17 protein-coding genes and 10 pseudogenes are annotated in these 24,621 nt (G+C 59.1%); 20 read left to right on the top strand and 7 right to left on the bottom strand.

Features of this window, described 5'->3' with window-relative positions; genetic code table 11:
* The first annotated feature begins 30 nt into the window (after window positions 1-30).
* The 3 genes and pseudogenes from QRQ56_RS34630 to QRQ56_RS34620 form a co-directional block, all read left to right on the top strand.
* Window positions 31-798 carry an SDR family NAD(P)-dependent oxidoreductase gene (locus QRQ56_RS34630; RefSeq protein ID WP_438745941.1) on the top strand — a complete coding sequence of 256 codons (768 nt, stop codon included), beginning with the start codon at window positions 31-33 and terminating at the stop codon, window positions 796-798.
* A 142-nt stretch (window positions 799-940) separates the two neighbouring features.
* A complete protein-coding gene (locus QRQ56_RS34625) occupies window positions 941-2,257 on the top strand; it encodes a M20 family metallopeptidase (protein ID WP_317245344.1) in 1,317 nt (438 codons plus the stop codon).
* A 16-nt stretch (window positions 2,258-2,273) separates the two neighbouring features.
* Window positions 2,274-2,561: pseudogene (locus tag QRQ56_RS34620) on the top strand (transposase); the annotation flags it as partial.
* Between the two features lie 386 nt (window positions 2,562-2,947).
* On the opposite strand, the pseudogene QRQ56_RS34615 reads toward QRQ56_RS34620, so the two are convergent.
* Window positions 2,948-3,394 (bottom strand): annotated as a pseudogene (locus QRQ56_RS34615) (transposase).
* Between the two features lie 899 nt (window positions 3,395-4,293).
* On the opposite strand from QRQ56_RS34615, the pseudogene QRQ56_RS34610 reads away from it, so the two are divergent.
* Window positions 4,294-4,531: pseudogene (locus tag QRQ56_RS34610) on the top strand (IS256 family transposase); the annotation flags it as partial.
* A 68-nt stretch (window positions 4,532-4,599) separates the two neighbouring features.
* Here the strand turns inward: QRQ56_RS34610 and QRQ56_RS34605 are convergent.
* A pseudogene (locus tag QRQ56_RS34605) lies at window positions 4,600-4,807 on the bottom strand (IS66 family transposase); the annotation flags it as partial.
* 376 nt (window positions 4,808-5,183) lie between these two features.
* Between QRQ56_RS34605 and QRQ56_RS34600 the strand changes: the two are divergent.
* Window positions 5,184-6,560, top strand: a complete 1,377-nt coding sequence (locus QRQ56_RS34600) for an aspartate aminotransferase family protein (protein WP_317245345.1) — start codon at window positions 5,184-5,186, stop codon at window positions 6,558-6,560.
* Window positions 6,561-6,753: 193 nt separating this feature from the next.
* Here the strand turns inward: QRQ56_RS34600 and QRQ56_RS34595 are convergent.
* Window positions 6,754-7,381 (bottom strand): annotated as a pseudogene (locus QRQ56_RS34595) (DDE-type integrase/transposase/recombinase); the annotation flags it as partial.
* Between the two features lie 179 nt (window positions 7,382-7,560).
* Here QRQ56_RS34595 and QRQ56_RS34590 point away from each other — a divergent pair.
* From QRQ56_RS34590 to QRQ56_RS34575, 4 genes and pseudogenes are all read left to right on the top strand, one after another.
* Window positions 7,561-8,322, top strand: coding sequence for a hypothetical protein (locus tag QRQ56_RS34590; protein ID WP_438745938.1), 762 nt, complete (start codon window positions 7,561-7,563; stop codon window positions 8,320-8,322).
* A gap of 219 nt (window positions 8,323-8,541) precedes the next feature.
* Window positions 8,542-9,201: an isochorismatase family cysteine hydrolase gene (locus tag QRQ56_RS34585; protein WP_438745937.1), complete on the top strand. Its 660-nt coding sequence runs from the start codon at window positions 8,542-8,544 to the stop codon at window positions 9,199-9,201.
* 223 nt (window positions 9,202-9,424) lie between these two features.
* Window positions 9,425-10,001: pseudogene (locus tag QRQ56_RS34580) on the top strand (IS3 family transposase); the annotation flags it as partial.
* A 465-nt stretch (window positions 10,002-10,466) separates the two neighbouring features.
* Window positions 10,467-10,688: a hypothetical protein gene (locus tag QRQ56_RS34575; protein WP_438745935.1), complete on the top strand. Its 222-nt coding sequence runs from the start codon at window positions 10,467-10,469 to the stop codon at window positions 10,686-10,688.
* A gap of 547 nt (window positions 10,689-11,235) precedes the next feature.
* On the opposite strand, the gene QRQ56_RS34570 is transcribed toward QRQ56_RS34575, so the two are convergent.
* Window positions 11,236-11,691, bottom strand: a complete 456-nt coding sequence (locus tag QRQ56_RS34570) for an Lrp/AsnC family transcriptional regulator (protein ID WP_317245350.1) — start codon at window positions 11,689-11,691, stop codon at window positions 11,236-11,238.
* A 115-nt stretch (window positions 11,692-11,806) separates the two neighbouring features.
* On the opposite strand from QRQ56_RS34570, the gene alr reads away from it, so the two are divergent.
* From alr to QRQ56_RS34540, 6 genes and pseudogenes are all read left to right on the top strand, one after another.
* A complete protein-coding gene (gene alr / locus QRQ56_RS34565) occupies window positions 11,807-12,952 on the top strand; it encodes an alanine racemase (protein WP_438746154.1) in 1,146 nt (381 codons plus the stop codon).
* 49 nt (window positions 12,953-13,001) lie between these two features.
* Entirely contained in the window at window positions 13,002-14,252 is a 1,251-nt protein-coding gene (locus tag QRQ56_RS34560; RefSeq protein ID WP_317245351.1) for a D-amino acid dehydrogenase, read from the top strand.
* Window positions 14,253-14,491: 239 nt separating this feature from the next.
* Window positions 14,492-14,623: pseudogene (locus QRQ56_RS34555) on the top strand (helix-turn-helix domain-containing protein); the annotation flags it as partial.
* Entirely contained in the window at window positions 14,624-15,103 is a 480-nt protein-coding gene (locus QRQ56_RS34550) for a LysR family transcriptional regulator (RefSeq protein ID WP_438746152.1), read from the top strand.
* A gap of 61 nt (window positions 15,104-15,164) precedes the next feature.
* Window positions 15,165-15,614 carry a hypothetical protein gene (locus QRQ56_RS34545; RefSeq protein WP_438745933.1) on the top strand — a complete coding sequence of 150 codons (450 nt, stop codon included), beginning with the start codon at window positions 15,165-15,167 and terminating at the stop codon, window positions 15,612-15,614.
* 316 nt (window positions 15,615-15,930) lie between these two features.
* A pseudogene (locus tag QRQ56_RS34540) lies at window positions 15,931-16,077 on the top strand (SMEK domain-containing protein); the annotation flags it as partial.
* Between the two features lie 28 nt (window positions 16,078-16,105).
* Here the strand turns inward: QRQ56_RS34540 and QRQ56_RS34535 are convergent.
* Window positions 16,106-16,405, bottom strand: a complete 300-nt coding sequence (locus QRQ56_RS34535; RefSeq protein WP_438745932.1) for a hypothetical protein — start codon at window positions 16,403-16,405, stop codon at window positions 16,106-16,108.
* A 1,486-nt stretch (window positions 16,406-17,891) separates the two neighbouring features.
* On the opposite strand from QRQ56_RS34535, the gene QRQ56_RS34530 reads away from it, so the two are divergent.
* Together QRQ56_RS34530 and dctA are read left to right on the top strand one after the other, a co-directional pair.
* Complete coding sequence (locus QRQ56_RS34530; protein WP_438745931.1) at window positions 17,892-19,103, top strand: TlpA disulfide reductase family protein; 1,212 nt, start codon at window positions 17,892-17,894, stop codon at window positions 19,101-19,103.
* A 539-nt stretch (window positions 19,104-19,642) separates the two neighbouring features.
* Window positions 19,643-20,938: a C4-dicarboxylate transporter DctA gene (gene dctA, locus QRQ56_RS34525; RefSeq protein ID WP_317246483.1), complete on the top strand. Its 1,296-nt coding sequence runs from the start codon at window positions 19,643-19,645 to the stop codon at window positions 20,936-20,938.
* 498 nt (window positions 20,939-21,436) lie between these two features.
* Here dctA and QRQ56_RS34520 read toward each other — a convergent pair.
* Window positions 21,437-21,714 (bottom strand): annotated as a pseudogene (locus tag QRQ56_RS34520) (IS256 family transposase); the annotation flags it as partial.
* Window positions 21,715-21,947: 233 nt separating this feature from the next.
* Between QRQ56_RS34520 and QRQ56_RS34515 the strand changes: the two are divergent.
* Window positions 21,948-23,153 (top strand): annotated as a pseudogene (locus QRQ56_RS34515) (IS110 family transposase).
* Here QRQ56_RS34515 and QRQ56_RS34510 read toward each other — a convergent pair.
* Window positions 23,132-23,599 carry a hypothetical protein gene (locus QRQ56_RS34510; RefSeq protein WP_438746163.1) on the bottom strand — a complete coding sequence of 156 codons (468 nt, stop codon included), beginning with the start codon at window positions 23,597-23,599 and terminating at the stop codon, window positions 23,132-23,134. The pseudogene QRQ56_RS34515 and the gene QRQ56_RS34510 overlap by 22 nt on opposite strands.
* A gap of 181 nt (window positions 23,600-23,780) precedes the next feature.
* Here QRQ56_RS34510 and QRQ56_RS34505 point away from each other — a divergent pair, with 181 nt between their 5' ends.
* Complete coding sequence (locus tag QRQ56_RS34505; protein ID WP_438745930.1) at window positions 23,781-23,936, top strand: hypothetical protein; 156 nt, start codon at window positions 23,781-23,783, stop codon at window positions 23,934-23,936.
* 186 nt (window positions 23,937-24,122) lie between these two features.
* The coding region (locus tag QRQ56_RS34500) for an integrase arm-type DNA-binding domain-containing protein (RefSeq protein ID WP_438745929.1) at window positions 24,123-24,621 on the top strand (499 nt) is incomplete at its 3' end.

Raw genomic sequence — 24,621 nt, 5'->3', positions numbered from 1 at the left:
TGCGCCGTTAGGATCGGAGAGGATGAGCGAGTGGCTATTGTTTTCATTACGGGAAGTGCAGACGGTCTTGGACGCGCGGCGGCCGAGACCTTGCTGAGCGAAGGGCACAGAGTGTTGCTCCATGCCAGGTTAAAGGACCGCATTCCTGCCATGGGCGACTTTGCTTCGCGCGCCGCGGGTTTTGCGGTTGGCGATCTCTGCAGCGCGCGAGAGGTCAAAAGCATCGCCGATCAAGTGAACGCGATCGGTCGCATGGATGCAGTTATTCATAATGCCGGCGTCTACACCGAACGAACCCGTGGCTCGACCCCTGAGGGGCATCCGAACACGCTTGCCGTCAATTCCCTGGCGCCATACATGCTGACGGCTTTGATCGAGCGCCCGGCTCGGCTGGTTTACCTCAGCAGCGGTTTGCATCATGGCGGCGAAGGTTCACTCGGCGATCTCAACTGGACCAAGCGACCTTGGGATTGGGCGAGAGCCTACGCGGAAAGCAAGCTTCACGTCGTCGCGCTCGCCCTCGCGCTGTCGCGACGGTGGCCACAGGTGTTGAGCCATGCCGTCGATCCGGGCTGGGCGCGCACGAAGATGGGCGGCCTCGCCGCCCCGGTAGACGTCGACACCGGTCAGCGCACACAGAGCTGGCTCGCCGTGAGCGACGAGCCAGCAGCCAAGGTCAGCGGCGGCTATTGGCACCGACTTAGGCAAGAAGCGCCTGCCAACGAGGCGACCCGTCCGGAATTCCAGGAGCGGATGATCGCAGAGTTTGCCAGGCTGACCGGCGTGGCACTTCCTTGAAGGCTCTGGGATCGGGTACCGCGCGTTAAGCTCTGCCGCCCGAGAGCTCGGCGCATGACCGGCGGGGACTTATCCGGGCGCGTAGCATTAGCCTGATCACCCTGAGGTCGCTATCAACCGCAACGCTGAGAAACAAGGCCCTATGGAAACTCTCGAAGCTGCAGTCACAGCTGCCTGGGCGGCGATCGATCGTGAGCGGAGTTATGTGACGGAACTCACTCGAAAGCTTGTTCGGATTCCATCGGTGAATCCAAAGTTTCTGAAGGACCCGATCCAGAATCGCGAGGACGCGGCTCAAGACTTGATCGAATCGACGCTAAAGTCACTTGGAATGGCGATCGACCGATGGGACGTGTTCGCGGGCAGACCGAATGTCGTTGGTCAGCTAGCCGGCTCTGAGGAGCGCAGCCTACTCTTATGCGGCCACATCGACGTGGTGCCGATCGGCGAGCGAAGCGCATGGACGATGGATCCGTTCGGGGGCGAAATTAAAGACGGTAGACTTTACGGCCGCGGCGCCATTGACATGAAGAGCGGTGTAGCAGCCGCCATAGCCGCGGTCCGAGGCATCAAGGCCGCCGGTATCGAACTTGATGGTCGCGTTTCCATCCATTCCGTCATCGATGAGGAAGCTGGCGGCTTCGGCGCCATTGATGCGGTGGAGCGGGGTCATCTTGCCAAAGCAGCCATCATTACCGAGCCAAGCTGGGGCAATATCCTGATTTGTGAGGGTGGCTTAGAATGGATCCGCGTTACCATTATGGGTCGACAAGGCCATTCCGCTTGGCGCTACAATGAAATTTGGCCGCAGCGCGACGAGCCTGATCGGTCGGCGCGAGCTGTAAATGCGATCGATATTGCTGCACGATTTCTGGACGCTCTTAGACACTTCGAAAGCTCGCGATGTCGCTATCGCCAGCATCCGCTATTGCCGCCGGGCATGAACACAATAAACGTAGGCGCGATGCGCGCCGGTGCGGGCCTCGGGCTGGATGGGTTGCCGCTCGTCATGACGAATCCTGCAATTATCCCGGACGTCGCGGTCATCGACCTCGACTACAAATTTCTTCCAAACCAAACGAAGGAAGATGTGCGGTCCGAGTTTGAAGCTTTTGTGCACCACTTCTGTCAGCAGGACCTCTGGCTCCAGCATAACCCGATCAAGGTCCAGTGGGAACTCAGCGGCCTGCATTTCCCGCCGATGAATACGCCATCCGATCATCCGATTGCACAGTCGCTTCTCAGGCGCCGAGCCCAACTCGGCGGCAAGCCGAAGATCACCGGATTCATCGCTGTCGCCGACTGCGCGCATTACGCCGGCGCGGGGGTGGACAGCATGATCTACGGCGCCTCTGGCGACGGTCTTCACAGTAGTGACGAGTACGTAGTCATCGCCTCGTTGGAGGAGACAACGAAAACTCTGGCCGCCGGAATAATCGACTGGTGCGGAATCAGATGAGTACATTTCTGGCCGAAAAACGTGCGAGCAGCGTTGCTGGGTGGACAAGACCGCGAATGCGATCGCCACGTTGCCGACGAGCCAGCAACCGAAGGCCAAACGCGCGTTGCAGGAGATCTGGATGGCCAAGATTAAGGCCGCGGCCGAGCTGGCGTTCGACGCGTTCATCGAGAGCTACACGCCGAAATACGAGAAGGCGGCCGACTGCCTAAGCAAGGATCGGCACACGCTACTGGCGTTCTACGACTTCCCGGCCGAGCACCGGAAACACCTGCGGACGACGGATGAGATGGACAAGCGATTTCTCTGCCGAGCCGAGGACTGCGAAAGTCGCTGCTAGTCCATTCTTTTGTTCGGTCGCGCTGCGGGCCATTCTTCCGTCCCGGCGACCGATCTCGCAGCCGCCGCGGGCAGGCGGTGAAGGCTGATCGCACTTGCGGCCACCGCACGGGCTTGGCCTTGACCGGCCAGAGCACGACGGCACGCGGGCGTGGAACGGGACTGCATTCCAGGCGTGGCTCGACCTTGCCGTCAGCCGCGATTATGGTTCTCCGGCGTGAGCGACCTCATGGCGAAGCGTAACGCGTCCGCTGCAAGCGTCACCGGACTGCCTATTTTCTCCCGCCGGATTGAGGCGCCCGCGTGCCGGTTTTTGGCGTCTCTCGTAGCTTTGCTCCGCCTGGGCAGCAATCAACATGTCGCGGTCGCGCAGCGCCTTGATGTTGTAGGCATAGGCTGGGCCGGGACGGCTACCTTTTTGTTGTGGATTTCCGGCTCGAAGTTGCACCACGCAGGTCTTGTCGGCGACCAGCGCTGGGCGCGCCCATAGGTAATGAGCACAGTGGGCTTGCGAGCCACGGCGACCGCGGCGATCTGACGGCCCCGCCGGGCGCGGATGCACACGAAAAAAGCATGCAGAGAACCGGGCGCGTTGGCCGCCGCCCAGGCCGCCTCGACCAGCGTGGCGCGCGCATGACTACGCCCGATCTTGCTGATACGGCCGTGGTGGGCCGCTCCCAGCCCGGACTACCGCACCCGCGGGTTCAGCCCGCAATAGCTCACCAGCTTCTGCGGGCTGTTGGAGCGGCAGACGTCGCTGATCGCCGCCAGGATGCCGGCAGCGACCGCCAGATTCACCCGGTTATCGTGATCAATCTATTGACCGCGGAATCCTCGATTGCGTCCTGCGCGATCTGCCGGTCGAGTAGCATAGGCCTTCCGCCAGCCAGTCAACCGCTCGCGGACGTGCCGATCGATGGCCGCTCGCTCATCGTCCGGCAGCTGTTGAGCAGCCAACCACGCCCGGCCGCGAGCGTAGAAAGGATCGGCATGTGGGAACTTTGGGATCAGGTGTGCGTGCAGGATCGAACACACCTCGTTCTTGAGCCGCGTAATGCCGCACGTTCTGGTAGCGCCGCGCCACCAGCCTGCGCTTGCGTTCGGTCTCCGCGTCAGGTGTCCATATCTGCCGTAGGTATCTCGCCGCCTGCAGACTGGCGAGCGTGCCAGCATCGATCTTATCGGTCTTGACGTGAGCCTGGGCGATCGCCTTCAGCTGCAACGGATTGGATAATCAGCCGCGCCACGAACGGCGCCAGCACTCGCGAGACCGCAATGATGTTGCCGGTCGCATTCGCGCACTATCTCTTCACTGGCCAGCAGCAGGCGTCTTGCCAAATCCCTCAGCGCGGTCCGCGTCATATCAACTCGGCCGGCATGGCGGAGCCAGCCGTTCTCCCAAGATACCACCTCCTCGAAGGTTCGGTAGACATCAATCCAACTTACCCCTTTGCAATTGCACCTCCTGCCAGACGCGTGAGCGGCGGGCGACACGACAACTACGGATTCGCGCTCTCGGCCCAACCGGGCGAGCCGCAGAGGCGGACAGCTACTAACTCGAGCTCTCGGCTCATCGTGTGTATCGGCCTGCCCGCACATCGTGCTGCGGTGCCTCTGTCCCGATGGTCGCACGCACCATACGCCACGATGTCGAATACCGCAGCGGAACGATGCCACCGAGAAATCTCATACCGGTTACCAATCCCATTGAAAGCACCTTCGCTACCTGCGACACCGCACGATCCGATCGAAGGGCTGCCTGTCCAACAGGACGGCGCTCGTGATGGTCTTCAAACTGCCTGAAGCCGCGCAGAAAAGCTGGCGCCGTCTCGATGGCCACAACCAATTTCCAAAACTCGTTCTCGGGTGACATTCAACGACGGGATCGAGGTCATCGACAAACCGACTGACCGTCAGCTCATAACCGCCGCAGCCCGACCAGCCAGGCCGTCACCACAATTTTGCGACAGCTCGCGCGCTGGAACTGCTTGGCGGCAGAGCTGATGCGGGACGCCGCAGTCAGAGCCTGCGAGGACTGTATTCTTCCGGTTGAGCGTGATCGGGGCGGATTGAGCGCGCGACTGCGTTGCTATCGAGCTCGATGTGGCCAGCACCGATAAAGCGCGTCAGCCCCTCCCAGCGTGAGAGCGCGTAACGGATGGGCATCACCAGCTTGCCCTTTTGGCTGATCACCGCAAGCTTTGCGCGCAGCTACCGGTCGAAAGCTTTCCCGTGCCGACCCTTGGGCTGCTGCACGAGACGGCTCCGTACCTTGCCCAGCCCTTGGGAGAAGAAGTGAGCGTGTAGCCGAGCAGCCTGCCCGAGCACGTTCACGTTTGCTGCCGGGTCTCCGAGCTCGACGTGCTCTCAGCTGAGTACCGCGCCATCGTTGTGGCGCAACTACCAACCCTGGCTGGGATGGGCCTCTTTTCGCAACATCAGAGTTCGTTATTGTCGAACGTAACGCCCAACAAGAATCCGAACTTTCGGCGGCAGCAAGCAGCCCACCATAGAGCCACAGGTGGGGCACTTATCGCCATAGAATGTGCCTCGACGCCTTTTCATGCAAAGTAGCAGAGGAAACAGAATGTTCGACAGATCGAACGAACTCGGCGCCTGGGACCGCGATCACCTCTTCCACCCAGCTACGCAAGCTGGCGCCCATGCGCGAGGTGAAATCCAAACGCGCGTGATCACCGGGGGTAAAGGAGTCTACATCACAGATAAGTCTGGCAGAACCAGCCTTGACGCCTTTGCGGGTCTTTTTTGTGTGAATGTCGGATATGGCCGCCGGAAGATCGCGGAAGCGATTGCAAAGCAGGCGAACGAACTCGCCTATTACCACGCATTTGTCGACCACGGCACAGAAGCCCCGATCACACTATCCAAGATGATCATCGATCGCGCGCCGGCGGGCATGAGTCGCGTTTTTTTCGGTCTATCAGGCTCGGACGCGAACGAGACAAATATCAAACTGGCGTGGTACTACAATAATGTGCTTGGCCGGTCGGAGAAGAAGAAGATTATCTCCCGCTGGCGCGGCTATCACGGCTCAACGGTCATGACGGGCTCGCTGACAGGCCTTGAACTGTACCACAACGCCTTTGATCTACCGCGCGCGCCGATTCTCCACACTGAAGCCCCGTACTATTTTCGTCGCGCTGATACGACTATGAACGAGGAGCAGTTCGCCCAGGCCTGTGTCGACAAGCTTGAGGACATGATTGTAGCCGAGGGTGCCAATACAATCGCGGCGTTCATCGGGGAGCCGATCCAAGGTGCTGGCGGCATAATTCCGCCGCCCACCGGCTACTGGTCGAAGGTGCAGTCCGTGTTGAAGAAATACGACATTCTACTCATCGCGGATGAAGTCGTCTCCGGATTCGGCCGCCTAGGGAGGATGTTTGGCTCCGATCACTACGATATCAGACCGGACCTGATCACAATTTCAAAAGGCCTGACCTCCGCGTACGCGCCCCTCTCCGGCGTCATCGTTTCGGACAAAGTTTGGCAAGTTGTCGTGAAAGGCTCCGACCAACTCGGTACTATCGGCCATGGCTGGACTTGTTCCGCTCATCCTATCTGCGCAGCGGCTGCCATTGCTAATCTCGAGCTAATCGATGAAATGGGCCTGATCGCGAATGCCCGCGATACTGGAGCCTATCTCCGGTCTGCATTGGCTGAGACGCTGGGTAATCATCGAAACGTCGGCGAGGTGCGCGGCGACGGGCTCATGGCGGCGGTGGAATTTGTCGAGGATAGGGATAACCGCATCTTCTTCGATCCGTCCAAAAAAGTGGGGGAGCAGGTCGCTGCCGCGCTGCTTGAGCGCGGCGTCATCGGCCGCGCCTTGCCGCAGGGCGACATTCTCGGGCTCGCGCCACCGTTGTGCTTAACAAGGCACGAAGCCGATATCATCGTCGAGAGCATGGTGGATGCAGTCAATGCTGTGTTTGTCAGTTGATCGAGAACCAGACAGCGGTCTTTTTTAAGAACTATCGAAACGCGCCTCACAGCCGTGCCCTTCTCCGTCGCTGGTACTGGAACGGAATATCACTTTCATAGCGGCCTGGTGCGAGGCGGCATTGGGGAAAGCAATTCGCGCTGCAAAAGGAGGGGAAGGGATCGCACCGACGATCTCGCGATTGCCAGGCGGGGGCGTCGTTGAGATCGGAGAACAGGGTCTCGTTGAGCATTTCGTCGCGCATCCGGCGGTTGAAACTCTCGGCTACCTCCTTGCACGGGGGGCATGCCGTTAGAGGTGAACTCGGTGCCACGGTCCGACTCGATCATTCCCGGCTTGCCGCGTTGCTGTGCAATTGCCCTCAGTTCGCGGGTCCACGCGCCGCCCTGGGATCGACGTCGCCGGAACGGCGCCCGGGCATTCCTTAGTGACGTCGTCGACAACGCTGAGGATGCGAATGCGCTGGCCCTCGGCGAACTGGTGTGAACAAAGTCCAGCACCAGCGTGCGTTGGGCTTGGCCTCCACCCAGGATCGGAGCGCGAGCCTCCCCGGCCCTGCGGCGAGCCCGCCGCATAGCCGGCTCTGATTGATCCCCGACGGCGCGTCCTCCGGCCTCCCGTCCCAGCAGCATGAACAGCCGGCGGTAGCCAAAACGTAGCTGCTCGTTGGCGAGGTCACGCAGCCGGCCACGGAGAGCCACGTCCGAAGGACAGATGGAGCGATAGCGGATCATCTTCCGATCCGCGCCCACGATCGAGCACGCCCGCCGTTCCGACAGGCTATAGAGGGACTGCAGATGCGCGACCGCAGCGCGCTTCGCGCCTCTTTGCCGCCCTCCGTTTGCGGAAGAAACCCGCGACGTTCGCCCTTCAAGAATCTCGATCCGGACCTCGTTCTCGCCTTTCTCGATGAGCTCGAGGAGAGCCAATTCACCAATCCTCGCGCTGAGCCACCTATCGAAATAGGTAGTGTAACGATCCTGAACAATGCTTTAGCAACATGCGACTGAAAGGTGCTCCGGTGTTAAACGCAACAGCGCGTAGCAATGCAACGAAGAACGCGGTTGACCTACTACACGTCGCTAGGGTCATTCGGCATTATGATGTTGCCGCGTCCCAAAGAGGCATAAAGCTTTCGCTGGGGGATGACTTTAGAGAATACGTCTCGATCACTCAATCGACTCCGACCAAGGGGCCTACATCTCCAGTTTTTCGGCCTGACCGCTCTCCAATTGAATCCGGGGAAGGATTTTGGGTCGTTGGTCGTGACAAGGGCAACGAAGTTGCGGTTTTGCAGGCAGTTCGGCTTTACGACCTTTCAAGCAGTAACCTTGCAGAACACCTTGAATCTCTTAAGGCGTTTTACGCGTCGCCAACCCAACATGCGCATCCTCACGACAAATGCGTATCTATTGCAGAAGGTGCAAAGAGAATGACCGGGAAAGTCGCCTACCACGGAGATGTGTGGGTGCGCAGAGACTACCGAGGGGCTGGTATGACAAGTATTTTAGCAGGACTCGCTTTTGGCGTGTCTTTTGCTATATGGGCTCCTGATTTCGTGTGTGCACTCGTGGCGCACTGGGCGATCTATAAGGGCGTGGTCTCACGATACGGATATACGCATCAAGAGAGAGGCGGCTCAGCACTACAGCTCGTGGAAGAGGGAATTGTCGACGACGATTGGCTGGTTTGGCTCACCGGCGACGAGCTGAGAAGCCGCATAGTCTCCGAAGAGAAAGCCGATCTGGGGTTAGGGTTGTAGTCAAGCCGCTGTTGGCTTGCCTCTGCTACGCGCGATGCAGTTGCTAAGGGACCGGCGCGATTGCCGCTTGCGAGCATCAAATCTGCTCCATCACGCTCTCGGCGTCTGCTGGACCAACATACGACTTGTCGGGTGTTTCGATGGTTCTTTCCCGGCGTTGCCACAGCGTAATAGATAACCTTGATCTCTGCTATTTGACCACTGCGAGGATGAGAGAGTATGTCAAAAACACAATGCCCGGCCACGCGAGAGATTCCACTCGATCCGAGGAAGTCTGCGCTACTGTTCATCGACGTGCAAAACTTTTGCGTGCACCGTGATGGCGGTGAGTTCAAGAATGTGTCTGACACGGAGCTTGCAGCCAAGTATGGCTATTATTTCGATCGTCTGAGTACCATTGCGGTACCCAACATGCAGCGGTTGCAGGCGGCATTTCGTAGAACGGGCATAGAAGTGCTCTACACAACTATCGAAAATTTGACCAAAGACGGTCGAGATCGTGGGCTGAACTACAAGATCTTAGGCTTTCACGTGCCGAAGGGAGCATGGGACGGGAAAGTTATTGATCAGATCGCCCCCGGCGATGATGAAATCATACTGCCGAAAACGTCATCGAGTGCGTTCGTGTCCACTCAAATCGACTATTTGCTGCGCAATCTAGGGGTTAGGCAACTCGTGCTGGCGGGGGTCGTTACTGACGAGTGTGTCGAGTCTGCGGCGCGAGATGCCTGCGATCGCGGCTACCTCGTCACTCTCGTGCCAGATGCGTGTGCCACTTACAGCCAGCAGCGCCACGAGAACAGTTTGCGAGTCAGTGCAACTTATAGCCGCTTGGTCTCCACAGAAGCCCTAATTAAGGAGATCGGTGGCGCATTTTAGTCAGAGGCACCGACCAATAAGTGCCTTCGAGGAGGAATGCAGAGCGGTACCCCTCGCAAAGTAGTTGATGGGGACGCGGATCGCGTCTGGCGTGCATCGAGGCAGCTAAAAAGACGACCAAGCCGAGAATGATGTTAGAGCTGGCTCCGGAAATCTGGACAGGGCGATAAGTCGAGTTTCTGCCTGACGGCGGGCAGGATTGTCCCACGAATCAGGAGAGACGATGAGCAAACGAGCCCGCCGGCACGACGCACCGGCATTCAAGGCCGACGTGGTGTTAGCCGTGACGCTGGCCCAGCTGGCAGAGCATCGACGTGCACCCGAACCAGATCGCGCAGTGAAAGTCCCCAGCTTCAGGAAGCGGCGGCCGCGGTATTTGGCCCTGCAGGAGGCAACAGAACGACCGAGCCTGCCGTAGACGTGACAACGCGGCACGGCAAGATTGGGGAGCTGACGCTGGAGTACGATTTTTAGAAGGCGCGCGCAGCAAAGCTTGCTGAGCGCCAAGCGATGATCGCCGTGAGCACGACCTGCCAATCACGAAACAGGCGGAAGTTCTGAAGATCAGCCGTGGCAGTGTCGATTGTCTACCACGTCCGGTATCGCCCGCCGACCTCGCGATCATGCAACGTCGACCGGCTGCATTTGGATGTCCTTTCGCCGGTTCGCGAATGTTGCGAGACCTGCTGGCTGCCGAACGGTGCAAGATCGGCCGCCGGCATGCCACAACGCTGATGCGGCGGATGGGGATAGAGGCGCTCTACCTCCGGCCGCGGACCACTAGGCCCGAATCCGAGCACATGACTTGAGAAATAGGCGCTTCCCGGCGATCGATGAGAGTTAGAGAATTGATCTAACCGTCGCGATTGCTTTTCGTTCTCGCGCACACTTTTGGAGAGGAGGCACCGAACCGAGACCCACGAAGGCAAGTCACGCGCACAGGCGACTACTAGCGTTGATAGGTTCGTGGATTCGGACTCTCAGCTATTCAGGAGAGGCTGTTATGTTGGACCACGTGCAACGCGAATGCGTGCCGCCTCAGGTGCGACGAGGCGTTCGTTGCGCTCGTACTTTGACCCATACGCGACTTCACAGTTCGTCTCCGCGTATTTCTTCCCCATCAAACGGGGGGCGTGCAACTACATCATCCAGGCGGGAGACTCCCAGCTTTCGTTCAGGTTCTTGAGCCCAAGAGCGGTGATCAACCAGCAGCTCCGGAACATGCACCCCACCCGATCTGTTGCCAACATCAGGAGAGGTATGTGATGAGTGAATTCGTCGATCCCCTGTGTCGCTCTACCGCGTCTATCGTCTTTGTTGGTAGGAATCAGCAAGGTAACTGGGTCGTTCGAGAGAAGAACGGCGCGTTCGGCGGCCTGTTTGTGGACCGCGCCCAAGCCATCAAATTCGTGCTAAAGAGCGGGCATTCTGAGGGCGTCATCGAAATGTCGCCCGAACTCGAGTTCAATACTGCCGCCGAGCCGTAAATCGCCTAATCGAGGGGGCGCGGAGGATCACTCCGACTGCGTGGAAGGATCGTGCGACTAAATTTGCAGCAGCGAGAGCAAGTGCCAAACAGCAAAGCAGGCTGCGAGTGAAATTGGGTCACGAACTTCCCCAGAGTCAAAGCCAACAGATAAAGTCGGACCCGATTTTACTCCCGCGTCCTTTTAGGCATATGAGGGGACTCACACGAATCTGGCCCCGACAGAATACTTATATCCCACGTCTTACCTGCCTCGACGCAGGGGAAAAGAAGTACTGCATCTGCACGAGGCATTCGCCCGGGAATCCCGCGGAGTGCCAAAGGCATAGGACGATACCTCTGCCATTAGTCGATGCCGGCCTGTCGGAGGATCGTGCCCGGGTCGTACGGTTCATTGATCAGATGCCGATCACGACGACTGATAAGATCATTCGGAAAAGTCTACCGCCAAATGGCCGAAGACGAAGCTCGAACGGAAAGCAACAGAGCGACCGTTTCTGGGCCATTGGGAGCTGCCAAGATTGCGGCCTTACCGCGCAAAGCACATGTCAGCGTCGGCCCTTTGGCCGGTTCGCAAGTACGTTTCTAATCGAAAAGCTGGAATGAATACGTGAGATGCCTGGAAGCGTCGAGAGGATCTCCTTGTGAATCCGCTCAAACTCGACAGCATTGGCCGCTTCCACCCGCAGGAAGTAATCCGCTCCCCCGGTCATGAGGTAGCACTCTTGTATCTCCGGATATTTGCGTACCGCAGCCTCAAATTTATTGAGATACTCTACTGTCTGCCGTTCCAACGTAATGTTGATCAGAACGGCAAGACCTTGCGAGTCGGCACCCGTCTCGACGAGGGCCGTGTACCCGCGGATGACGCCTGCCTTCTCGAGCAGCTTGATCCGTCTCAGACACGCCGAAGGAGAAAGCCCAACTTCCTCCGCCAGATTGACATTGCTCGCCCGGGCGTTCACGCGGAGCGCGCGCAAGATATTGCGATCTATGCTATCCATCGCGCTGTACGATTTATTCGAGAAGTTAGTAGATTGTTTGAATTTGTAGCATTCCTCGAATAATCAAGCAAGGAACGCCCGGCACTTGCTCGAATATTGCGCTAACCCTTTCCTCATGGAAAGCCAGGAGACATTGGGCCGGACTGCTTCGAGGGCGGTGTTGGACGGGAAAGCGCAGGGCCTTCCGGGCTACATGACCGTCGATTTGGCCGCATTGCGCCGCAATTTTCAGCTCATTGCATCGATCGCGAATCCAGCTCGCGTGGCGGGAGTGGTGAAAGCCGATGCCTACGGCCTGGGTGCCATCCAAGTGGCGAGGTCTTTGCTTGCAGCCGGCTGCAAGCACTTCTTCGTGGCACATGCGGCGGAAGCTATTGTGTTGCGACCTCATCTTCCGGGGGACGTGCAGCTCTTCGTGCTGAACGGTCTATTGCCCGGCGCAGAGGCTGCTTGCGCGTCTGCCGCTGTCATACCGGTGATCAACTCCTTAAGCCAGCTTCACGGATGGCGCGCTCAGGCCCGCATGGAGCGTAGGCGTCTTCCTGCCGTTCTGCAGTTCGACACTGGCATGTCACGGCTCGGATTGGCGCCCGCCGAGCGCGCTGCGGTGCGCATGGAAATAGCGCAATCGCCGGAGCTCGAGATTCTCTACGTCATGAGCCATCTCGCCTCCGCAGATGAGCCTACCAAAGCGCAAAACGCCGCGCAGCTCGCAGAGATGCAGATCGTGATAAAGGAATTCGGGCCGATACCGTCCTGCTTCGCCAACTCCGCTGGCGTGCTGATGGGAAAGGACTATCACGGCTCTCTCGTTCGCCCAGGGATCGCGCTCTATGGCGGTGCGCCGCAGGTAAACGCTGTAAATCCGATGGAGCCCGTCGTGAGCCTCTCTATCGCAGTTGCGCAGACCCGCACGGTTCCGGGTGGTGCCATGGTCGGCTATAGTGGAACGCACGTAACCCACGACTGCACCCGGCTTGCCACACTTTGCGCCGGCTATGCCGACGGGCTCCCACGCAGCTTGAGCGGTCGCGGAGCTGTCTACTTCGGCGGTCAACGTCTGCCCATCGTGGGGCGAGTCTCGATGGACAGCATGACCGTCGACATCTCCGATTTGCGGGATGGCGCGCTCGATTTCGGAAGCTTGGTCGAAGTGATCGGTCCTCATCAGACCCTCGAAATGCTGGCGACTGACGCCGGCACGATCTCCTACGAGATCCTCACCGGCCTCGGTCATCGCTTCCAAAGAAGCCATTGCTGAACTTGTCCCCAGTCAAACAGCATCATCTGGCAGAACATTGGAGCAGATAATGAAAGTCACCGTTTTAGGCGCGGGCGTTATCGGCGTCACAACCGCATTTCAACTTGGAAAGTTCGGGCACGAAGTGGTTGTTCTTGACAGACAGCCGGGTCCAGCGCTGGAAACGAGTTTCGCGAACGCGGGGGAGGTTTCCTTCGGCTACTGTTCGCCCTGGGCTGCCCCCGGAATCCCAACGAAGGCCATCAAGTGGATGCTCATGCGGCATGCACCATTAATCCTTCGGCCAAAGCTTGATGCGGCCATGCTCTCCTGGCTCCTCCGCATGTTGTCCAACTGCACGGCGAGCCGATATGCGCTCAACAAGGGAAGGATGCTGCGCCTAGCCGACTACAGTCGCATGGCGCTTGCCGAGGTGAGAGGGGAGGCCTCCCTGAACTATGACGAGCGCATGCAGGGAACCCTGCAGCTGTTCCGAACTCAGCAGCAGCTCGATGCATCAACTAAGGACGTGAAGGCTCTTGCGGCAGACGGCATCCCTTTCCAGGTACTGGATCGCGATGGTTGTGTTCGGGCTGAACCCGCGTTACGCTACGTTCGCGACCGCATAGTGGGAGGACTTCTGACTCCGAAAGACGAGACCGGCGACTGCTTCAAGTTCACCAATGCGCTGGAGCAAAGAGCCTCAGCATTGGGCGTTGACTTCCGTTACGGACATATCATCAATGGACTGGACATCGATGCCGGCCAGGTGCGTGGTGTGATCACCGATCGCGGGACTATTCGCTCGGACGCAGTAGTTGTCGCATTAGGGAGCTATTCACCTCTTCTCCTCAAGAAGATCGGAATCAAGCTGCCAGTCTATCCTGTCAAAGGATACTCGCTGACAATTACAATCACCGACGTTTCCCGTGCCCCCGAATCGACGGTCATGGATGAGACATACAAGATTGCAATTACCCGTCTGGGAGATCGAATTCGTGTCGGCGGGATGGCTGAAATCTCGGGCTACACCAATGACCTCGTCGAAGCGCGTCGACGGACCCTGGAGTGTTCCGTGATGGATCTGTTCCCTGGCGGAGATCCCAAGAGCGCATCCTTCTGGTCAGGCCTTCGACCCATGACCCCAGACGGCACCCCAATCATCGGCGGGACCAGGATCAGAAATCTCTTCTTGAACACCGGGCATGGCACTCTCGGTTGGACGATGAGCTGCGGCTCCTCTCGGGTCATAGCGGACCTTGTCTCGGGAAGAAAACCCGACATCGAAGCTGAGGATCTCGGACTAGAGCGTTACGAATAGTTCTGCGCCAAAGGAGCGAGCCACGAGAAGGCGAGGCTCCCAACGGACGCATCATCATCGCGTGGACAATTATGCCATCATGGACGAGCGGGGAATCCCAGCAAGCAGCAGGTTTGCCAATTGATCCGCCCCGTCGGGGCCATCGGAATAGTATCGCGGACGAGGAGGCGCTGAAGCAGTGCAAGCAAGGCTCCTTTCAAGAGAACTCTTAGTCAGAGGCAACCCCCGTAGGGTTCGACGTGCCAGTGGAATTTCGAGCTCTGCGCTGGGCGATCGTCGCATCCCAGCATCGCAGCCTTCGCCAGGCGGCAGAGACACTCAGAATCAAGCAGCCGACGCTTAGTCGCTCTCTTCGAAATCTCGAGCACGCCTTGGGCAGCAAGATCTTCCAGCGCACGAACGGCGGCACGCAACCAACCATTGAGGGTGAGGAATTCATCGAGGATGCCCGGCGCATCGTAGGCGCAACTGACGCAATGACCGCTCGCCTCAAGATCCGCTCGCGTGGCGAGAGTGGTCGGTTGATCATCGGCATTCACACCTCCCTCTCAGCTGGCAATCTCCGGGCCACTCTCCTCGAGCATCGGCAGCGCTTTCGCCATGTCGAGAGACAATTGGTCGACGGAGCGAGCGACCATCTGATCTCGGATCTCGCCAGTTCCGCTATTGACGTCGCCTTCGCGGCCGAGTCCGCTCCAAGATGGAGCGGCAAGTCATTGTTGCTCTGGAGCGAACGCGTCGTCGCCGCCCTCCCCGCGAACCATCCGCTGACATGTCATGATGTGGTTCACTGGGGTAAACTGAGGCGCGAACCGCTTTTGATTCGCCGACGAGCTGCCAAAATGGCGTGATGATCCCAAGCGGCCGATCGAAACCGCCGAGACATCGCTGACGTCCCGGCTCTGCGCTCATATGAATAGCGCAACGAGGAAGTCTGGTGGATGGGATTTTCTCCAGTTTCATATCGAGGAGCCTGACGAAATCGTCGGTAGGCGAAAGGTCGACTTGGTTCCGGCCCCCAGCGCAGCGACGATCTGGATCGAAGGCCGCGAATACTCGCAGTATTCGTCTCTCGTTCCTATCGAATGCAAGCGCCTGCCCATCCCCGCCAGCGCAACCCGCGATGACCGCGAGTACCTTTATAGCGCTCATTCCTCGACTGGTGGCGTTCAACGTTTCAAAGCTGCCCATCACGGTGCCGCTCACGCGATCGGCGCCATGATTGGATACATCCAGTCTCGTGAATTGACTTCTGGGACGCAGATTCGCGCCTGGCTTCAGGGGTTGGTCGCAACTCCGGTCGATGGGTGGAGTCTGAATGATGAGCTCCGCATCACTAAGCGCGATACGGCGGCAAGGTGAGCGCTGCTGGAATCTATGCACCAGCGAAACGGAGGCCTTCCAGATATACAACTTCATCACCTCTGGATCGACATGGCTGCCCCCGTCAGAGGGCACGACGCACTCGGCACAGCCTGCCCTGTCGAGCTGACCGCATGACATTGCTTTCCCTCTTCCCTGTCGTCCATCGCGATCCGAGCCTGAGAGCGCTAAGCGCTCATATTGATTCACGACGAAGCTGAGATCGAGAGCGGGACTACACATGCTCACACGGGGGTATTTCATTGGCGAGATCGTAGACGCCCTGAGCGACGTTGCGGACTAGGTCTCGACCCGCGGTCGCCTTGGCCTAACCGACCTCAACAAGCACGCGGAGGACTTCTTCAAGACGATCCTCAACCATCTTCTTTCGATCTCGCTCGTCAATCTCAACACCGATCGCAGCAATGAACCGGGACTTCTGGTGGTGGCTTCTCGCTCATGATCCCATCACCCGGCCGGAGCCTCGACAGTCAGGCGGGTTCATATAGGCTCGGAAACCGGCCAGATCCTCGTCGCTCGGATTCTCGGCCTCGGGAATGCACCGGATGGTCTCGGCGATGTCGCGAGGCGTGACGTAGCTGATGATCGCGCCACCATTGCTCAGCTTCGTACTCCATCGAGCCGCACCAGCGGTTGGGACGGGCAAGGCCCGGCGCGAACGCAATGGGCTTCTTGTTGCCCTTCTTGCTCACCTCGTGCTTCGCGAGCGCCACCCGGATGAACTCAAGCGTGGTGAAGCCCATCTCCGTCCGCCGCAGGTCGATGCGCATCTGCTCGACAAGTTCGGGCCGCTCCTGGGCATCTCGCAATTGGGGCGCGCAGTTCGCGATCGTACTGGCGATATCCCAAGTCTCGGTCGAGATGGGCAGCCTTGAGATCGATTCCCGAATTCTCGGCGAGCTTGATAACCTCTTCGCAGCGCTGACGCCACGTCCGCAATAACGTAGGCGGCATAGATCCACATCGGCGAGAGCGCGCCCAACAGCGCGATCTTCCCACGCGGAGGTTCCCGATGAGTGAGTGGTCGCACCGGGCCAGCAGATACGTTTCAACGGCGCGGCACGCGACCCGTTGTAAGTCCTGTCGCACGTTGGGGTTGTATGCCGGACCTCGGCGAGGCGCGGTGTATTCGGTCGCGCGCATGAGCTGGTGCGCTTAGTATGACGCGCATCACTCCCACAGGAACAACGCCGGTGCGTCCCGTTCGCGCGATCACGGCGCGAGCGCGCCATCTAGATTGCGCCTGCGCCTGTTTCTGGGCCGGCAACTTTGTCGATTTCAAGCAAGGGTGCAGGCACCATCCGCGAAATCGCTCGTCTGCGGCGACCTGACTGTCTAGAGGGGCACGCGACTACGAGAGGTCTGGCGCGGTGAAGTCCGCCGTTTCTTTCGTTCGGTACGCCAGACTGCGACACAGGATGTCCCCGCGGTTGACGCGGCATGCGGTTCTTCGTCCCGTTTGTCATGCGGCATAGCAGGGCCGTTTCGACCGGACATCCCGACCACGCGAGCAAGTGCGGGCGATGTGCAGTCGCAGAGAGAAGCAAGCTGGAGTATGCAGATTAGCAGCGAGCGCCGGAAAACACCGAGCTCAAGTCGGAATGAAGCTGAGGTGGACGCGCAGCTGAGCCCAAGCGAAGCTCAGCGGACCAGAAAGATAACGATTCAACTTTCAGACAGCATTTTCCAGCGACTTGAAGCCGCGACTGACCGCCCGGGGATGCGCGAGAGGGTCGTCGCCCAGGCGGCTCTTGTGCGCTTCCTAGATCGGGCCGCCTAGGGATGCTTTTGTTTACACCGCCATCGATCGGAATGAGCAGGTGCTCAACTTCTGCATTTCGGGTGGGGCTTTCCTCGTCCAGTACGGGACGGGGTGAATCTCGAGCAATGGCCGGCAAAGGAAGGACACTATCCCTCAATCCCCCTTGGCTAAAGAGTTAAATTGGAAGTCTCAGATTGCACTCAAGCGCAAGTCGACGGGCCAAAGCAGGTCAGTTCACGTCGCGATCCCGAGCGCCGAAATGGTCATCCTGGAAGCCGATCAGGACGTGGAGTGGTGAACTCGACCTTGCGCTGCCTGACTTCCCGCCTCTCCGACCGACTGATTGCCTGAGAAGCTCCAAGCAGCTGGTCGGATATGCGACATGCGTCGCAAGCACGACAGGAATGATACAAAAAAAGCGTAATTGCAATGAGCGCTGGCTGGCATGCGACTTGCTATTTTCTCCGCAGAGCCAGGTAAAGCGAATTTGAGCAATGACCAGTCTGACTGAGAGCGCAAGTCAAGTCGGTGCGGCGAACCTGCTGAGCGTCGGTTCGCGGGCCCCCTCGATCAAAGTGGAGAACTGGCTACGCGGCCAGCCCGTTAGAAAGTTCGAACGTGGGAAAGTATATATCCTCGAATTTTGGGCGACGTGGTGCCGGCCATGTATCGCCTCGATGCTAAATCTGGTGGTCCTGCAAGATAAGTACAGGAACAACGGAGTTGAGGTGGTGGGCATCGCGGCTCACGAACTAGCTTCGACGGAAAATGAAGCGCGAGCCAGCTTGGACGCCTGGTTGACAAAGAGCTTGTCAAATCTGAACTACGCGATTGCATTCGACTACGCCGGCGAAATGAACAAGCTTTGGCTGGATCCAAGCTTTTCTGTCGGGATTCCCACGTCATTCGTCGTTGACCGTGACCGCCGCATCGCCTTTATTGGCCATCCGACGCAGCTCGATCATGCCTTCCCCAAAGTTCTGAACGGATCCTGGGCAATGAGCGATGACGCCAAAGCGCTGGATGCGGAAAGCATAAACACGGGCCGACGCAGAAAGCGTGAACTATCGCAGAAGAGAGCTCTGGTGGAGCCGATCCTTGCCAGACTTGAGCCCGCCATGAAGAGAAAGGATTGGCCGGCAGCCCTTTCAGCTATCGAGGAGGCCCTCGCGGCGATGCCGGACGAGGTCACCTTCCGTGGGCTTCACGCGGAATTGTTGCTTCACAAGATACGCGACCTGGGGGCTGGCCTACCGGTGTTGCGCCAATTAGTTCGCGACGCGATCGAGAAGAAGTCCGTGGTTTGGATGAGCGTCGCGATTCGCCAACTGTTCGACCCCGCGAAAGACTACTCCGATTTTCCACATGCGGAGCGGTTTGCCATGGGCAAGGAGCTCTCCGAACACATCCTGGCTGCGAATCCGCCCCGAGGCAGCGAGGGCGCGAAGTTCCTGTCGTACGGGGCGGTCGCTCAGTACTATTACGAGACCGGTAAGAGGGACCGCGCGGTCGAATTGGTCGAGCTGGCGCTGAAGTGGCTGGATGCAGCGCCTGCCGCGGATCTAGCGAAACGGGACGTCGTGCAGTGCTCTGTCCAGGCGTTGGCGAGCTACAGGCGTGAGAAGCTCTCTCAGGAGTGCTGTTCAGGCCCGCAAAACACGGCTCTCGAAAAACCGGAACCGAGATCGCCAAGGGAGGCAGCGTGAGCAATGCTGCTTGGCATGTCTTTTCGGCCTCGTGGTTTTGCGATCGAAATCGAAGCCTCTTGGGAATGTCGGGGCATTCACATGAAGTGAGGACAGGAGGCGCGAGCCGGTGGACGCAGGCGAGGCCGCACCACCATGAGTTCTTATGGCGAGTATTTCCTCAAGGTTGATCGCTCCGACGCGATAGCGGCGAGAGTGCCTGCTAAAGTGAAGAGTGGTCGGCGGCTGCTAAGATTGGCGTCCTAGAAGATGCTGGATGGCATCTTCGAATAAAGAAAAAGATAGAAAAGGGTGGTGACGCTGATGCTTTCCAGCTCTCAAGGAAGCTTTCTCAACGTTCTATCGCTGCTCTCGGAAGCGGTTCAGAACTTCGTTCCGCGTGGACGGCAAGCCGATTCGGGAGAGGCGCCAGTCCGTGGCTCTGGACTGTGCTGTTCGGAGCCGTCAGATTCCCCTGCGCCCGCCCGTGAAGGAACACTGAGCGAAGTTGTACCTTCATTGAGCGCCCTCTTTGCGAGCACGGCGCCGGGGCGAGCATGATGTACAATCAGCGCCAGCGCCGCTCTGTCAAACCGGCCGCCCTGTTCCGGCAATCTGGGCCCTGGTACAAAGTTCTTTATGTCCAGGTGCTCATAGCGATCCTGATTGGCATTCTCGTTGGCTGGCTATGGCCCGCTGTCGGGACGAGTAGCTGGGTCAAAGCGCTTGGTGATGGCTTCATCAAGCTGATCAAGATGGTGATCGCGCCGATCATCTTCTGCACTGTTGTGTCCGGAATTTCGCATGTTCAGGATGCACGAAAGGTCGGCCGAGTCGGCGTCAAGGCGCTACTTTATTTCGAGATCGTGTCAACCTTCGCGCTCATCCTGGGTCTTTTGATGGGCAATCTCGCTCAGGTCGGTCGTGGGCTCGCTCCCAAGGGGGATGCCGCGGCCGTAGCCACCTACGTCAAGACGGCGGAAGCGCAGAAGACGGTCGATTTCCTCCTCAATATCATTCCGGATAGTGTAGTTGGCGCCTTGGCCCGAGGTGACGTGCTCCAGGTGCTACTGTTTGCCGTCCTATTCGGGTTCTCGCTGATGGCGCTTGGGGAGGGGGGTGAGCGGATGCGCGGTCTGGTTGACGATGCCGCACAAGCGGTGTTTGGAGTCATTAGGATCGTAATGAAGGCAGCGCCAATCGGAGCGTTCGGCGCCATGGCCTACACTATCGGCGAATTCGGACCGTCCGCGCTCGGTAAACTCCTCGGATTGGTTGCCCTGTTTTATGTGACAGCCGGGCTCTTCGTGATCATTGTGCTTGGCCTGATCGCGCGCTTGGTAGGCTTTTCTATTCTAAAGTTCATCAGGTACATCAAGGATGAGCTGCTGATCGTGCTCGGAACATCGTCGTCCGAAAGCGCGCTGCCGCAGTTGATGGAAAAACTGGAACGGCTCGGCTGTTCGAAGGCGGTCGTTGGCCTGGTGGTGCCGACAGGATATTCTTTCAATTTGGACGGGACGAACATTTACATGACGTTGGCGACCTTGTTCATCGCGCAAGCGCTCGGGATCGATCTCAATTTCGGCCAGCAGCTCACGATACTCATTGTGGCGATGCTCACCTCGAAAGGCGCAAGCGGTGTTACCGGTGCCGGCTTTGTCACCCTGGCCGCGACCTTGACTGTGGTCAGTCCTGAACTTGTCCCTGGCATTGCGATCGTATTCTCGATCGATAAGTTCATGAGCGAGGTGCGTGCGCTGACCAACGTCATCGGGAACGGTATTGCCGCGGTGTTTGTGTCCTGGTGGGAAGGCGAACTCGATAATGTTTCGCTACACGCGCAGTTAAAATAAATGTGCGAGCTCAGCCTAAATCGCTGACGAATGCCGCGGGCCAACAAAGCCGTACCGTTCAATCCTGATTGGGAGCAGGCGACCATCCGGTTGAGACATTTGTTTTAGTCGAAAGTGCCACACAGATCAATGATTCCCCTTAAGCTGTCGATTTCGAAGCGAGCCGGCTTGACGTTCCCTTATGAGCATCATTTAGATCACGCATGATTCAGGCGTAGTAGCCAGGATCGCCCGATCGGGGTGATGGTCATTCATGGCGAACTCTCGTGACTAAAACCCCAGGATCAGGCCGCGGGATAACCCTGTAGCGAAGATCACAGTCCATCAGTTTACGAACTACGACATCGGTTCCGATCACATGGTTAGGTCGAGACGTTGCAGCGCGCGTGGGCTATCGTTGTCATCAAAGCAAACGTCCTTGAGAACACCGCTGTAGAGGTCGACGACGCTGTGCTTGGGAGAGAGCTATCGCCAAATTTCGGTGACGGCCTGAGCCGGTTAGGCGGCGGCGGTTGTGGGCTGACGGTCGGTGACTTGTCGATGACCTCGATCCCGTCGTTGAATGTCACACCGAGAACGGGTTCTGAGAACTGATTATGACCGTCGAGGCGGCGCCAGCTTCTCTGTGCGCCCGCGACCAGTTTGAAGACCATCGCAAGCGCGGTCTTGTTGGCTAGGCAGCCCTTCGATCGGATGGTGCGGTGGCACATAGTGGAGAAGGTACTTTCGATGGGGTTGGTAACCGGTATGAGAGTTTCTCGGTGCCGATGTTCCGCTGCGATATTCAGGATCGTAGCGTATGGTGCGACCATCGGGACAGAGGCACCGGGAGCACGAAAGGTGCGGGCAGGCCGATGCATTCGATGAGCCGCGAGCTCGAGTTAGTAGCTGGCCGCCTCTGCGACTCGCCCGGTTGCGCTGAGAGCGCGAATCCGTAGTTGTCGTGTCGCCCGTAGCTCCCGTTCTGTGGTCTGATTGGCAGGAGATGCGAATGCGACGGGTGATTGGCATCGACGTCCACCGAACTTTCGGGGAGGTGGTGGTTTGGGAGGATGGCAGGCTCCGACATGCCGCATTGATATGACGCGGACTGCATTGGAAGGATTTGGCAAGACCCTGCCAGTGATGAGGTGGTGGTCGAAGCGACCGGCAACAGCATGGCGGTATCCCGGGTTCTGGCTCCGTTCGTGGCACGGGTGATTATCGCCAATCCGCTGCACGTGAAGGCGATCGCCCAGGCTCACGTCAAGACCGACAAGATTGATGCCGGCACGCTCGCCAGTCTGCAGGCGGCCGGGTACCTGCCGCAGATCTGGACGCCTGACGCGGAGACGGAACGCAAGGTCGGCTGGTGGCGCGGCGCTACCAGGTCGTGCGGCATCGCACGCGGCTCAAAAACGAGGTCCATTCGATCCTGCACGCGCACCTGATCCCGAAGTGCCCGCATGCCGATCTTTTCAACGGCCGCGGCCGGACGTGGTTGGCCGCCCAACCGTTGCCGGACGATGAGCGCGCAGCGATCGATCGGCACGTGCGTGAGCTTGACCGGCTGGCGGAAGATCTGGCCCTGCTCGACCGCGAGATCGCGCAGGACGCCATAGACGATTCCGCGGTCAACAGATTGATGACGATCACCGGCGTCAACTTGGCGGTCGCTGCCGGCATCATGGCGGCGATCGGCGACATAAGCTGGTTCAACAGCCCGCAGAAGCTGGTGAGCTATTTTGGGCTGAACCCGCGGGTGCGGCAATCCGGACTGGGCGCCGCTCATCACGGCCGCATCAGCAAGATCGGCCGCAGTCACGCGCGCGCCATGCTGGTCGAGGCGGCCTGGGCAGCGGCCAAGGCGCCCGGTCCGCTGCATGCGTTTTTCGTGCGCATCCGAGCCCGGCGCGGCCATCAGATCGCCGCGGTGGCCGTGGCCCGGAAGCTCACCGTGCTTTGCTGGCATTTGTTGACGAAGCGCGAGGATTACCTGTGGGCGCGCCCGGCACTGGTCGCCATCAAGACCCGCGCGATGCAGCTTCAAGCCGGACATCCGCAACAGAAAGGCAGCCGACGTGGGCCAGCGTATGCCTACAACATCAAGGCATTGCGCGACCGCGAGATGTTGATTGCCGCACAGGCGGAGCAAAGCTACGAGCGCTTGGTGACGCAATGGAAACCACGGCCAAAAACCGGCGCGCGGGCGCCTCAGGTCGGCAAGACAAAATAGGGCAGCCTGGTGGCGCTTGCAGCCGATGCGCCACGCTTCGCCACGAGGTCGCCCGCGCCCGCCGAGGGTAATCCCGTCTGACGGCAAGTGCCAGCCAGGAATGTATTCCCGTTCCACGCCAGCATGCCGCCGTGCTCGGGCCGGTCAAGGCCAAGCCTTGCGGTGGCCGCAAACGCGGCCAGCCTTGACCGCCCCTGCGCGCGGCGGCTGCGAGATCGATGGCCGGGACGGAAGAATGGCCGCGGCGCAGCCGAACAAAAGAATGGACGTACGCGATTTCTGCAATCGTCATCTCGGTCATGAACAAATCGCTTGTCCATCTCATCCGTCGTGCGTAGGTGTTTCCAATGCTCGGCCAGGAGGTCGTAGAAAGCCAGCAGCGTGTCCCCATCCTTGCGCAGGCAGTCGGCGGTTTCCTGCAGCGGACGAACCGATTGGCCGATCAAGGCCGAGCTCCTCGGGCGTCTCTGTGAGCATTATGCGGCTGAGGGGCCTTAGTGGTTTTGTCGCACTTGGCCAGATAGTCACGCACTGCATCTGTTCGATAGAGTGGCCGGCCATCGACGTAGCGCCATTTCAGCGGTTGGTTCGGGTCGCGCCGGCTCGAGTGCACCGGGCGTGCGCCGGATGACCGTGGCCGCCTCTAATGCGGTCAAGTTGGAGCTGCCCGGCAGCTTGTCGATGTTGAATGTCGCGGGCGGCGGCATGCCACGGCTCTTGCGATGGCGCTTCGTGGCGCGCGGCATTTTCCTACTACCTGGCGATCCAAATGCCTCGATTTAAGTCTTTTCTTCCTTGCTGCCCATGGCCTCGGCCCCGAACCGTGATCGGTCTGAGGCAATAAGATCGGCATCCCCAGCAAGAACCACAATCCGTAGACCCTAGCTAACCAATTCCAGCCATAGTTGAGATCGAGGGCTGATCGCCCTTCTTGCGTGGCACACCGGGCGCAGAGAGAGTGAAGGAATCATGACGGAGCCGGCCAACCAGCTGACACTCACCGATACGGTGATCCGCAACGCAACGCTGCCGCCGGGTAAGGCGCAGCATTATCTCCACGACGACAAGCTGCCCGGCCTCGCCTTACGCATGCGCGCCACCGGCGGCCGGACCTGGGTCTACCTCTTCACCAAGCCGGGGGTGAGGGGGACCCCGCGCAAGACCCTCGGCGCATGGCCCAAATATAATGAAAAGGCCGCGCGCAAGGCCGCTACCATCGCCGCAGGCGAGGTAGTCAAGGGCTTGGACCCGAACGATGCGAAGCGCGAGGCGAGGCGGCAACAGGCAGCCGAGAAACAGCGCACCACGCTCGCGACGCTCATTGTCGAAGATGGTCCCTACCAGACGTCCTTGACCGAACGTCAAGTCGTCAACTGGAGGCCGGCAATGTCGGCGCTTCGGCGCGGTCTCAAGGATCATTTCGATCTCGCTATCGGCGAGCTGACGCGACGGCAAATCATGGCGGCAG

Source organism: Bradyrhizobium sp. U531, from assembly GCF_051710265.1.
GTDB lineage: Bacteria > Pseudomonadota > Alphaproteobacteria > Rhizobiales > Xanthobacteraceae > Bradyrhizobium.
Note: the sequence above shows the minus strand (reverse complement) of the source record. Positions and strands in the feature narration are given on the sequence as shown.